Raw genomic sequence first — 11,939 nt, 5'->3', positions numbered from 1 at the left:
AAGCACCATGACTCTCTGGACAGAACGTTCCCCCGTGGCGGCTGCCCTGTTGAACCCTGCACTGCTAGGCGTGGTGACCGCAGCTGCCGCCAGCGAGTATCGTCGAGCCTCAGATAAGGAGATGCCCTGGGCGCTCGCGTTCCTGATCGCCCCACTAGTGTTGCACCGTGAGACACGCGAGGCTTTACCCAGAGACACTCGCTCTCACCTTGCAACTTGGGTTACGAATAACCCTGTACTTCGCTCCGGCTTTCCTCAACGGGCTCGATCTCTCGTAGAGCCGGTGCGTGAGGGGCTGCGGTTTGGGCTGGCCAACGGCTTCTTGTCAGTTACCCAAGGCGGAGGATTACTCGGCGCACTCTCATCCTCTGCACGACCACAGCGAGGCAGCGACCTTGCGGCAGTTGTGCGATCTGCCGGTTTTGTAGGTAAGTGGCTGACGAAGATCGATCAGCCAAGTACTGCATTCGCCCTGCTCGGTGTGGCACCCTGATCCAGTGCAGTTACTCTCCTTGATCCTTTACAACCGAGACGGTCGTACTCGCCGTGTCCCCTTCACTCCTGGGGCGTTGAACATCGTTACAGGAGAGTCCCAGACAGGTAAGAGCGCTCTGCTGACCATCGTGGAGTACTGCCTGGGGCGCGACACCATGCGCGTTCCAGTCGGTCCCATCACCGACACGGTCGCCTGGTACGGAACGCTCTGGCAGCTAGACAAGGGCCAGGCTTTCATCGCGAGGCCGGCGCCTGCAGTAGGTAAGGCGTCCACCCAACAGGCCATGCTCGAGTTCGGCATGGGACCCGCCCTTCCTGATTTTCAGGATCTTGTGGTGAACACTGACTCAGCTACATTGCGGGAGCAACTCGGTCGGCGTATCGGTATCGAGGAGAACCTCTCAGACCCTGGAACACGCTCGCTGCGCGCACCGTTAGAGGCAAACCTCGGTCATGCAGCTCTGCTGTGTCTACAGACTCAGAATGAGATTGCAAGTGCGAACGCAATCTTCCACAGACAGGGTGAGCGAGGCATCGAAGATGCCCTAAGAGACACCATCCCGTACTTCCTTGGAGCGGTCCCGCATGACCAGGCGCTCAAACGAGCGAGGCTGCGTGACGCTCGACGCGCCCTACAAAGGGGAGAGGCCACGCTGCGGGCGGCCCAACTAGCATCGGCGACGATTGATACGGAATTACGTGCTCTACTAGCCGAAGCCCGAGCTGTCAACCTGGTGCCCGATGAGGACATCACGGATCATGCCCAATTGATTCGGGTACTTCAGGCCGCTCGAGTTCCGGCACCTCGCGAACGGCAGGCCTCTGAAGTGCTCCAGGAGCAGGATCGAAGAGTCGCTCTGGAGCGTGAGCGGGACGCGCTGCAACGCGCCCTGCGACGGGTGATGTCTGAACGTGCACTCCTACTTGACCAACGTGACGGCCTCGGCGGCTATGAAGAGTCATTGGAGCTTCAAATTAGCCGGCTGAGTAGCCTCGACTTGATCGATCCACCGCTGGCCAATGGAGACGATAGCGACGGCATCGCGAATCAGGAGCACCGCTGTCCGGCCTGCGGGCAGAACATGCGCGAGCCAGATCCGACAGCAATGACAATGCGAGCCAGCCTAGAACGCCTACGTGAGGAGTTAGGCAGTATCTCCCAGGCACGGCCCGCTCAGCGGGCGGCTCTGGAGCGTTTGGACAATGAAGCCTCATCCCTCAGAGAGCAGCTCAGTAGTATCGAAGCAGCGTTGAATGCTTTGCTGGCCGCGGATCGAGTGGGCCAGGAGAGCGGTGGCGACTCACGCGACTTCATCCGCGGGCGCATTGATGCTACCCTCGCACGTCTTTCATCCGCGGGAGACGTTGAGCTAGCGCGTCTTCAAGAAGAAGTCGCCACTTACGCAGCGATGGTTCAAGCGCTTGAGGCAGAATTGGACGACAATGAGGATCGCGAGCAGTTAACCTCCCGCTTACTGTCGGTCGGCCGCGACATGACGTCTTACGCGAAAAGGCTAGGGCTAGAACACAGCGGCGAGGTCGTTCGACTCGACCTTGCACGGCTTACAGTAGTTACCGATACAGAACGCGGTCCCGTTCCCCTATTCCGTATCGGCAGCGCGGCTAATTGGATCGGATACCATTTAGTCACACATCTAGCGCTGCACCGTCATTTCGTCCGGCAGACACGGCCCGTACCTCGCTTCTTGATGCTTGACCAGCCAACTCAAGCCTATTACCCATCTGAAGTGGCTCGCCGCACGGGTATCGCGGAGTCAGATGCGGATAGGGAGGCCGTCCGTCGCATGTTCGAGCTGATCCGGGATGTCGTACACGAGCTTGCTCCAGCTCTTCAAGTGATTGTTTGCGATCACGCAAATCTGCCAGAGCAGTGGTTCCAGGATTCGATCACTCACAATTGGCGCGATGGGCGCAAACTAGTTCCGGAGGAGTGGCTATCCTCTCGCTAAATTATCGGCGGCTAGAGCCCGTGACGCCTGCGATACTATTCATCTCGTGGCGTCGCCTCATCCCCAGCCACCTCATGTAGCTCTTTCTCCTCACGGCGTTCATCCAATACATCGTTGACAGCTTCAATTAGTCTTCGCACATAAATAAGCGGTGGGGTCGTTCGCCCCGAGACAGACGGAGGCTTAAAGTCACTGAGAGCTTTCGGCTCCCAGGCCTCAGTAAGGACGCCGATATTACCCTCATAGGAGGAAATAGCTTGCCGTACGTCCTGTATTAACGCAGGGAGTACGTCGGATTGTGCAACGCACACCGGGGATCCCAGGCTCTCATCTAGGTCTACCATTACAGCACACGAATCAGTCTGCGTAATCTGGAGAGCGGCATCCGAATCGAGCGAGCAGATATAGAGCGGACTATTAGTTAAGAGTATTGGAACAAATATGTGCGGCACATCTGCAGTAGCTTGCAATAAACCTAATGCAGCAGATGCCGCCTGTCGGGATCCGTCATAAGCCGCATCACGCCCTCCCTTCCCTTTCTCGGGATCCCTTTTTTCTGCAATCGCATACCCGAGGTGCCTGAATCGGGAAAACAATGAGAGGCGTTCATAGGCGGCATGCGCTGCCGATAGAGTCTCGAACTCGCCGAGGTTGTTAGGGAGATCATGGATCACCAGGCTTTCGTCGTAGTTTTCTTCAAGATTACTTTCTCGGTCGTACGCGAACATTACCCACGGTATTCCTGTAGATTTACATTCAATAACGAATGTAACCTTTGCCTTAGTGCGCTTTCCATTCCCTTCTGAGGCTTCTATGTTCCACGTAGCCACAATGTCTACTTCGCGATATGTGCGCTCAATGGGATCCCTGTAGCGGACAGAAACACTTGTCTCCGCTTGAGCTAGATAAAGTTGACGGGCCGCCCTCATTTCAAGCGGATAACCGCTCCGGTTTAGCCAATTCAGTATCGACTCGATCTCGTTCTCTGACACGAAATCCCCTGCTTCCCAAGCTAGCTCTCTGGCTCAGTTACTGCTGTCAACGTCCGGCGTGACACCCAAACCTAACTGAGCCTAGTCGGGTCTCGTTGTCTAGTCCCACGACATGATTGACAGTTCTGTCCCACCACATGCTTGACGGGCACCCTAGGAAACATGACCGGCCTTGCGGGGCCGGGCCGCTTTGATACTGCGGACGGGCTGGGTGGTGGTGCGGCGGACCACGCGGGTGTCGTCGGGCAGTTCGACGGTCAATGTGGTGTCGCTGACGTGCACGGTGACGATGGCGCGGGCGTGGATGCGGCCGAGGGCGACCTTCTGCCCGACGACCATGATGACGCCGCTGTTGCTGGCCACCCGCTGCACGGTGACCGGCTCGGCCGAGGGCCTCGGTGGCGGCCCGGCCGGGCGGGCGTCGCGAAGGTGCCGCATCCGGTCCCAGCTGATCGGGTTGGGCCGGGTGCGCAGCAGCTCGCGGGTCTGCGGGTCGAAGAACATCAGGGTGTGTTCCTCGATCCGGACGGTCACGCGGCGGCCGTTGAGGATCTCGGCGGCCAGCACGACGCGTCCGGCCAGGCTGACCGTGCCCGATCGGCTGACGGTCCGGTCGACCTCCACCGCCGTGCCCGGCTCGGCGGGCGGCAGCGGCGCCGGCCCCGCCGCACGGCCCCCGTTCGCGGCGAGTTTGGCCAGGTCGGCGTTGGACAGGTGGGAGCGGAAGCTCTTCAGCCGGACCCCGGCAACCAGGAGGTGGATGACGTCGGTGTCGGCCCAGAACGTCACCATCACCCCGGCCCGGTCGGGGCCCAGCCAGAACTGGCGTCCCGCCACGAACATGTTCCCGCTGGCCGGGACGACGCGGTCGAACTCCACCGGCCCGCCCGACCACGCCCTGACCGGCTCCTGGTCGGCGATCGCAGGCGCGTCCCGCCGATCGGGGACCTGCGTCGGCGCGGGAACCTCCGGTGCTGGTGCTGGTGCTGGCTGCGGCGGGGCGGCCTGGCCGTCGATCGCCTTGAGCGCGCCGGGCAGCCGCAGCGGCAACAGCTCCTCCCGGGGATCGGCCGTGGGCGTGAACCGCTCGGCCGGGCAGGCCATGCCGATCGCCTGATGCGGTCGCCGGGTGTTGTACTCGACCACCCGGGCGTCCACCGCGGCCTGCGCCGCCGCCAGGTCCTCAAACGGCACCGCGTCATCGAGCAGCTCGCGGCGCAGCGTCTGATGAAACCGCTCGACCTTCCCCGTCGTGGTCGGCGAGCGCGGCTGGGTCAGCCGGTGCGTGATGCCGTTGTCGCGGCAGATCCGGTCGAACAGCACCTCCCCGCCCTTGCCGAACCGGTCGGTGAACTGCTTGCCGTTGTCCGTCAGCACCTCCTGCGGCACCCCGAAGGCCCGCAGCGCCGCCGCGAAGGCCAGGCACACCGCCCGCCCGGTCGGACGGGCTACCACCTGCGCGATGACGCAGTAGCGGGAGTGGTCGTCGACGCCGGTGACGACTTTGGCCTCGGTGCCGTCGGCCAGGAACACCCCGCCGACGATGTCCATCTGCCACAACTGCATCGACGCAGGCCGCTCCCACCGCAGGTAATCCTCCCGGCGCTTGCGCCGCTGCCGCGGATTCACCAGGCCATGGCGCACCAACGCCCGATACACCGCCATCCGCGACGGCACCGGATCCACCCCCAGGCGCTTTGCCTCGTGCACCAGACGGACCGGACCCCACCGCGGATGCTCACGCCGCAGCTCACACACCACCGCCTCCACCTCCGCCGATAACTGCGACGGCGACGACTTCGGACGCCGGGAACGGTCAGCCAACCCGGACAAACCAGATTCGCGATACCGGCGCAGCCAGGAATGCATCGTCTGCCGCGACACCCCAACCTGAGCGGCGGTCTCACTCACACTCGCTCCGGCGAGGACCGCCAAAACCGCCCGATAACGCTGCTCGACAACCGACAAATCGACCAGGGCCAATCCCGGCCTCCCGACGCGCGCCATCCGCAAACGACGCACGAAAGATCGACCGAAAACGGCACCTGTCAAACATGTCCTGGGACTGATGTGTCAAGCATGTCGCGGGACAGGACACTAGTCGGGTCTCGTAACCTGCCGAATTGTTCTCACAGGTATCAAGGGCGGCGCTCCGCGCCGCCGCCGCGCGGGCCTGCGCTCGGCCGCACGCTGCGCGTGCGGCCCGGAGGCCGTTCTCGCGTGCGCCGTGCTCGGCCCGCGCACGAGAGGGTCGCCCTACTACCACGGTTCACATACCAGGGGGTGACCTTCAGCTCCAGGAGCGAACCCACTGCTGTCGAACCGCGCGCCCGAAGCCCACCCGACCAGCCATTCAGTCATGGTCTCCCTGAACAAGTGCTCCTGCTCCTCGTAATTGTGGATGATGAGCGCCACAGGCCATTCCTCCGGCGTGCCCACTGTCATCCAGCCGAGGTAGTCGCCAGCTATGGTGGAGCCCCACAGGAAGAACCCCCCAGGCTCAGGCCACATCGCCAGGGGGAAGTCTTCGGGGTAATCCTCCCTGAGGTCCCGGTAGTGTTCCATCCACTCCGGCGCGAGAACACACTGCTCGCGCGTCAGCGTCCGATCGTCCTTGATGCTGAGCCAGCGAGCGAAGTCACAGCTTCCATAGCGCTCTAGGAACGCGACATAGTCGGCCGGAAGCCGGAGCCCAAGGTCAGCGAAAACTTCATCCCAATCACGGGTGCCAAACACCGGCGTGGCCGGCGGAGGAACAAGGGCAGTAAGCCGATCGAGGGGTGATAGATCCTGAGCCACGACGGCGACTGTAGCGGGGCGCAGCCGGGACAACCATGCCTCCGGCGGAGGCACTCCGGCTCCGGGGTGATCACCAACGGTCTGCCCATCATCTCTGGCCGTAGCGGGCTGAGGTAGGGGCCTGATCACCCCGCCCGCCATCGACCCGGGACAAGCCGAGCAGACCAAGGCCGCCGGGTCCAGGTCGTTCGTCCGGCAGGGCGCTCCACCTGGACCCGGCGGCCTTAGCCCGCTTCCCTTCGGGCGGGTCGATGGCAGACGGGGTGATCTCAGTGTCACGCTTGTAGTGCCCGCTGGCGCGGGTCCAGGTCGCCGGGTGACTCCGGGGTGATCTGCCATCGGACGATGAATGGCTTGTGCCTGACCTGTCCACGGCGGCCTGGAACTCGGCATGCGCCGGGTCTGGCAGCGTGACTTGATAGGAGCCTGGCAGTTCCCTCGACTGAGATATGTCCGCCGACCAGCCCGGATGCCGTCCCCCTACTTCGAGGAGACAAGCATCGATGATGGTGATCGGCATCGACCCGCACAAGCGCACCCACACCGCTGTCGCGGTGGATGAGGTCGGCCGCAAGAAGGGCGAGCGGACCGTGCGGGCCCGCGATGAAGGGCACATCCAACTGTTGGCCTGGGCTCGAAAACTCTCCCCCGACCAGCGTATTTGGGCGGTAGAAGATGTCCGGCACGTCTCAGGCGGGCTGGTCCGCGACCTACTGGCCGCTGGCGAGACCGTGATCCCGGTGCCGCCCAACCGCACAGCCGGAGAGCGACGCAGCGGACGCGAGCGCGGCAAATCCGACCCGATCGATGCCCTGGCCATCGCCCGGCTGGCGCTACGCGAGCCGGACCTGCCGACTGCGCGTCTGGACGAGCACACCCGCCCGATCCGGCTGCTGGTCGACCATCGCGAGGGGCTGATCGCCGAGCGCACCAGGCTGATCAACCGCGTGTTATGGCTGATCCACGACCTCAATCCCGACCTCGCAGCCGCGGTGACAAAGCTCAAGCAGATCACCACCCGCCGCAAGCTCGTCGCGCAGTTGCAGGCGCTGCCGGCCAGTACCGCCCAACGGGTGGCATTGGCACAGATCGCTCTCATCGATTCGCTCAGCACCGAGATCGACGCCATCCACAAAGAGCTCAAGCCGCTGGTCGAAGCCCGGGTACCCAGGTTGCTGGCGATCGTCGGAGTCAACGTCCTGACCGCCGCCAAACTCCTCGGCGAGATCGGCGACATCACCCGCTTCCGGAACTCCTCAGCATTCGCCCGGCACAACGGCACCGCCCCGATCCCCGTCTGAAGCGGCAACGATGACCATCACCGCCTCAACCGCGGCGGAAACAGGCAACTCAACACCACATTGCACCGCATCGCCATCACCCAGGCTCGTTGCCACGAAGGCGCCCGCGCCCTGATCAAACGACGCCGAGAAACCACCAGGGATACCGGGAAGGGCAGCCTTCGCGTCCTGAAACGGCACCTTTCAGACGTGATCTACCGTGCCCTCATCGACGACCACAACAGACACCGGGACCAGGAAACACCGGCCAGCACGGAGTAGACCCCAGGGGAGGTGTCTTGTCACATATCGCCAGGCTTCCCCTACCAGTACCAGCTCTCAGTAGCGTGGCGCCGTGAACGAACACGCCTCCGCGGCACGGCGGGTTCAGTGGCCAGAGCAACGTGAAGACGTTCTGAACGCGTTACAAGCCCTCAGCGACCGCGACTATCAAGAGCAACACTGGCGATCAGGACACGGGTGGCCAGACCTCACCGCCGCCGTTCACTGGCTAATCGACGACACTTTCATCGACCAAGCCGGCGCACGAGCACTGATCCCCCAACTCTTCCGGGATGAGCAAGAAGCCGACCGCGTGCAACTCGTGGTTGACGCCCTCCTTCGCGTTCTCGATGACCTTGGCCCCACCGCCCCGGACCACGCCTACCTCGACCATCCCGCATGGATCAGCGTCCTTCACGCGGCCAATGCGGCCCTCCAGGTTCTGTCGCCGGACAAGGAGAACTCGTAACGGCCTCCCCGAACGGACCCAAGGCAACAACGAGGTAACGAGCCACCAGACCCCTTGCACATAGGAGCGTCAGGCAGGGGCGAGGGCTGGGCTGGTGCCCTCTCTTCTGCAGAATGTGATGATGGAGATCATCAGAGCAACACCCGATGTGATCGCGCTCATCCTCGGGCGGGAAGACGTTCTCGCTATCAACAACGCCCTCAACGAGATCTGCAACGGCGTCCACCTCGATGAGTGGGACTTCCAGACCCGTATGGGTGTCGATCGCGAGCAAGCCCGCAAGGTGCTGCACGCGATCGGTGCTGCGATCGACGTGATGAAAGACCAAGGCCGGGCCGAAGGCAAGGAGTGGTAGATCCGCAGGTCATTGGTGATCGTCGTGTTATTAAGACAGGGTGACGAGGGGGCAACCACAGTCACTCGTGACCGGCCCCTCGCCCTAGGGAGATCAGGTAAGAGAAAGGCGTACACGCGTATTCAGTCGTCAGTTTTATCGTCGCAATTCGTCGTCCTAGAGTCGAGCCTGGCCCAAAACTCTCGGTTTTCTTCCACGGCGGTCTTGTTCCAATTGGACGACATGCTGCCAAAGAAGGCCATGAAAGCAATTATACATACCCCAATAAAGATCAAAGCGAGCGCCTGATCCAGGCTGAGCTCTTTTCCTATGATTATAAAAGCGATCGGGGCAACGACCACAATCGCCATCCAGATGGCAAAGATGTGCCAGCCTTTTAGGTAATCTGTCCAGTGGTCACCAACACGACCCCTCCTCCTACGAGTGCTCATCTTCTCCCACACCTCTCAATCCGTTGTCTGCCACTCAGGTACTCCTCTCGGAGCAGCTCACTGGCCCTGTGGCCTCTGCATCCACTTCTACTCCGACGCCCCTCGCAGCCGGGCGGGAACCACCGGACATGGCTGGATCTACGGATCGTCAGAAGGTTCGGGGCAGCAGTCTCATCACCCTCGTTCTATCGGTAGCGACCGGGCGAGTGCCCGTTGTTCGGCACGAAGCGTGGAGAGCTTCTGATGAAAGGGGCTATGTAGGTTCTGGTCGAGATTGAGTGGCAGCACCAACGATTGGATCAGCTCCTCTTCAAGCCTCCAGGGACTATCGGCGACGGTCCACACGACCTGGGCATGCAGACCCATCCAGTCGGTGAGCTGGGCCTCCCCCTCGTAGCCGAAGTGCATGCGCTTGCCGCTGCCCACCCGGCGCAGGCCGATCCCTAGTTCATCCGCGAGAAGACAGCCGAGGGTGAGGCGGAGGGTTGAACCTTCCGCGTTGCCGCGATAGTGGTAGCGGACCCTGCTTCGGATGGTCTGCCGGCTCGGAGCACGTCCGTTCATAGGCGGCGCCTTCGGCGAAATGCCAACGTAGAGGAGCACTGCACCGTCCCGCTCATGGCAGCCTTCAAGCGGCACATTAGGTGGTGGCGACGTGAAGTACCAGGCATAGACACCAGCGGCCGCCGGTATAGGGCAGTCCCGTGAGCGGATCTCCTCGGCCTTGTAGAGCCGGACGGGATTGAGCAGAGCTTCCTCCGGTGCCACAGGCAAGCTCCCACCTATCTCGACAGCAGCGCGGACGGTTCCGAGCGATCCTATGGATCGTTGGAGACCTAGGAATAAAGAATATGTGTAACGCCCGCTACGGGATATACGCGGGATGATCTACGGCTCCCAGAAAGATCAGCATTGCTCCGGCGCAGGTCAACAGCCGTGTCGGCAGTACAAGGGATCATCCACTTCTAATCCGACGGTCGGGGGTTCGAATCCCTCAGGGCGCGCTCCTCTCCCCCGCCTCTTTGGCCCTTGGCCTGGGCTTCTGCTTGATCGCACTGTGATCGCGATGCGGCCGTACGCCGCCGAGAGCCGCCGCCTGTCGGGATGATGTCGGTCACCTCGTCCCAGGTCGCGCCATGACGTCTACCCGTGACCGGCCCGATCGGCGGGCTTCCGGAGCGTGGACACTCGCGCTCGGTCAAAGGGACACGGCCGCGTGCCGCAGACTGTACGGCCGGGCCGCCAGGGGCGGAGCGACCTGCTCGGGCGTGAAGACGTGGCGCCGGCTTTCATGACCCGGGGCTGTCCTGGGCGCGCGATCGCACGATGTAGGACATCGGCCCTCTCCTTCGATCATCACCGCCGCGTGATTCAAGTACAAGACTGTTTCTGCCTGCTCAAGCTTGTGAGACTGCCGGGCATGAGTCTCCTCGGCCAGCACACGCCTGCTGATCTCGTTCGTCGACTCGCGCATGTCCGCTGGATTGCCGGCGGTACCGGCGCCGGCAAGAGCACCCTCGCTCAGTCCTTGGCGGAACGGCACGACCTGCTCGTGTACGACGGCGACCGCGCCGAACGGGGATACGTCAACCGGTGCACCCCGCAGCGACAGCCCTACCTATCCGCATTGCTGCGAACGCCTCTGGAGCAGAGATGGACAGGACGCACCGCCGATGAGATCTTCCAGGCCATGCCCAGCCTGCACGGCGAGACATTCGGATTCGTCATCGAAGACCTGCTTACCCTGCCCACAGACCGTCCCGTACTCGTCGACGACTTCCGCACCCTGCCCCGAGACGTCGCCCCTCTACTGACGCGCCGTGAGCACGCCGCCTTTCTGCTGCCGACACCCGAATTCCGCCGCAATGCATTGGGCACCCGATTCGCCGACCCAGCCAGAGCACGGGCCAACTGGGGAAGCAGTGACCATGCCGAAGCGTTCGCCAAGCGACTGGCCCGCGACGAACTCTGGGATGAAGAAGTACGACGCCAAGCCCGCGAACTCGACTTGCCGGTCCTGCGGGTCGACGGATTTCGAAACGTTGCCGAACGTGCCGACGAACTGGCCGCGATGTTTCACCTGCCGGGTATGCGCGGGACGACTCCTACCTAGATTCAAGACCGAGACGCTCTGGAGTACACGCTCCGACGCCTGCCGGCTTTTGAACGCGCAGAGCTTGCACGACTCGTGACAAGGTTGGAGGAGGAATTCGGCCCGCCCCTGACGATGCCTCCTGGTCGTTTTCGCCAACGCGCTGGGAGCGGCAAGGATCTACGAGTAGGGTCGCGGCCATGCCTGCACTGCAGGCTTGGCAGAAATTTCTCGGCGCTCGTCGATTTCGTCGGCGCGGTTCAGGGTGGTTCGCGGAGTCGAGGTATGAAACTATGCCAATCATGACGATCAGAAAGGGCGATGCCGCGTAGGCCGCCCGGCGCCATCCGCGCTTATCAAACAGCAGCCCAAAGACGGGACCGGTCAGCTCGTCAGATTCCCGGCATGTCCAGCCGGACTCTCGCGGCAATCGCGCGGCTGGAGGCTCAAGGACTCGGGACGGGCTTCGTCGCTCAATCTCTCGACCAATACAAGAGCTTCCTGCGACGCCGGGGCCGCACCCTGTATCTCTCGCCGTATCAGTGTCCATGCTGTGATCCCGCAGAGGCGCGTGACAACCTGGAACTCGTACTACGTCGGCTGCCGCCCGCAGCTCGTCGCGAGCTCGTACGGCTGGTGCACCGCCTTGACGAGGAATACCGCAGGCGCACCCTTCCCGAACCTCATCCTTACCAACTGCTTCCCTGGCAGTTCGACGCATGGTGGCACCAGCGCATGGCGGGCTACTGAGCAGAGGCTCGGCCGTATGACCTG

9 protein-coding genes and 2 pseudogenes are annotated in these 11,939 nt (G+C 62.6%); 6 read left to right on the top strand and 5 right to left on the bottom strand.

The annotated features are described in order from the left end of the window. Positions 1 to 7: 7 nt before the first annotated feature. Together AAH991_RS40555 and AAH991_RS31380 are read left to right on the top strand one after the other, a co-directional pair. Positions 8 to 493 (top strand): three component ABC system middle component, encoded by a 486-nt coding sequence (locus AAH991_RS40555; RefSeq protein ID WP_428834056.1) that lies wholly within the window; start codon positions 8 to 10, stop codon positions 491 to 493. 130 nt (positions 494 to 623) lie between these two features. Next, positions 624 to 2,465, top strand: coding sequence for a DUF3732 domain-containing protein (locus AAH991_RS31380; RefSeq protein WP_346229540.1), 1,842 nt, complete (start codon positions 624 to 626; stop codon positions 2,463 to 2,465). A 35-nt stretch (positions 2,466 to 2,500) separates the two neighbouring features. Here the strand turns inward: AAH991_RS31380 and AAH991_RS31375 are convergent, their stop codons facing one another. The 3 genes and pseudogenes from AAH991_RS31375 to AAH991_RS31365 all read right to left on the bottom strand — a co-directional run bounded on the left by AAH991_RS31375 (position 2,501) and on the right by AAH991_RS31365 (position 6,256). Further along, the gene (locus AAH991_RS31375; protein WP_346229539.1) at positions 2,501 to 3,457 is read right to left on the bottom strand and encodes a hypothetical protein; all 957 of its coding nucleotides are present in this window, start codon (positions 3,455 to 3,457) and stop codon (positions 2,501 to 2,503) included. Between the two features lie 708 nt (positions 3,458 to 4,165). After that, positions 4,166 to 5,425: pseudogene (locus AAH991_RS31370) on the bottom strand (IS481 family transposase); the annotation flags it as partial. A 291-nt stretch (positions 5,426 to 5,716) separates the two neighbouring features. Further along, positions 5,717 to 6,256, bottom strand: a complete 540-nt coding sequence (locus AAH991_RS31365; RefSeq protein WP_346229537.1) for an SMI1/KNR4 family protein — start codon at positions 6,254 to 6,256, stop codon at positions 5,717 to 5,719. Between the two features lie 449 nt (positions 6,257 to 6,705). Between AAH991_RS31365 and AAH991_RS31360 the strand changes: the two are divergent. The 3 genes and pseudogenes from AAH991_RS31360 (at position 6,706) to AAH991_RS31350 (ending at position 8,642) form a co-directional block, all read left to right on the top strand. Further along, positions 6,706 to 7,818 (top strand): annotated as a pseudogene (locus AAH991_RS31360) (IS110 family RNA-guided transposase). Between the two features lie 73 nt (positions 7,819 to 7,891). Next, the gene (locus AAH991_RS31355) at positions 7,892 to 8,287 is read left to right on the top strand and encodes an SCO4402 family protein (protein ID WP_346229536.1); all 396 of its coding nucleotides are present in this window, start codon (positions 7,892 to 7,894) and stop codon (positions 8,285 to 8,287) included. A gap of 118 nt (positions 8,288 to 8,405) precedes the next feature. Then, positions 8,406 to 8,642: a hypothetical protein gene (locus AAH991_RS31350; protein ID WP_346229535.1), complete on the top strand. Its 237-nt coding sequence runs from the start codon at positions 8,406 to 8,408 to the stop codon at positions 8,640 to 8,642. Between the two features lie 122 nt (positions 8,643 to 8,764). Here the strand turns inward: AAH991_RS31350 and AAH991_RS31345 are convergent, their stop codons facing one another. Beyond that, entirely contained in the window at positions 8,765 to 9,085 is a 321-nt protein-coding gene (locus AAH991_RS31345; RefSeq protein ID WP_346229534.1) for a hypothetical protein, read from the bottom strand. A gap of 162 nt (positions 9,086 to 9,247) precedes the next feature. Further along, positions 9,248 to 9,841 (bottom strand): GIY-YIG nuclease family protein, encoded by a 594-nt coding sequence (locus AAH991_RS31340; RefSeq protein WP_346229533.1) that lies wholly within the window; start codon positions 9,839 to 9,841, stop codon positions 9,248 to 9,250. A 652-nt stretch (positions 9,842 to 10,493) separates the two neighbouring features. On the opposite strand from AAH991_RS31340, the gene AAH991_RS31335 reads away from it, so the two are divergent. After that, entirely contained in the window at positions 10,494 to 11,186 is a 693-nt protein-coding gene (locus AAH991_RS31335; RefSeq protein WP_346229532.1) for a hypothetical protein, read from the top strand. The last annotated feature ends 753 nt before the right edge of the window (positions 11,187 to 11,939 follow it).

This window comes from Microbispora sp. ZYX-F-249, from assembly GCF_039649665.1.
GTDB classification, from domain to species: domain Bacteria; phylum Actinomycetota; class Actinomycetes; order Streptosporangiales; family Streptosporangiaceae; genus Microbispora; species Microbispora maris.
Note: the sequence above shows the minus strand (reverse complement) of the source record. Positions and strands in the feature narration are given on the sequence as shown.

Coding starts and splice junctions, on each gene's coding strand:
- AAH991_RS40555 (WP_428834056.1), top strand. CDS start 8: ATGACTCTCTGGACAGAACGTTCCCCCGTGGCGGCTGCCCTGTTGAAC.
- AAH991_RS31350 (WP_346229535.1), top strand. CDS start 8,406: ATGATGGAGATCATCAGAGCAACACCCGATGTGATCGCGCTCATCCTC.
- AAH991_RS31335 (WP_346229532.1), top strand. CDS start 10,494: ATGAGTCTCCTCGGCCAGCACACGCCTGCTGATCTCGTTCGTCGACTC.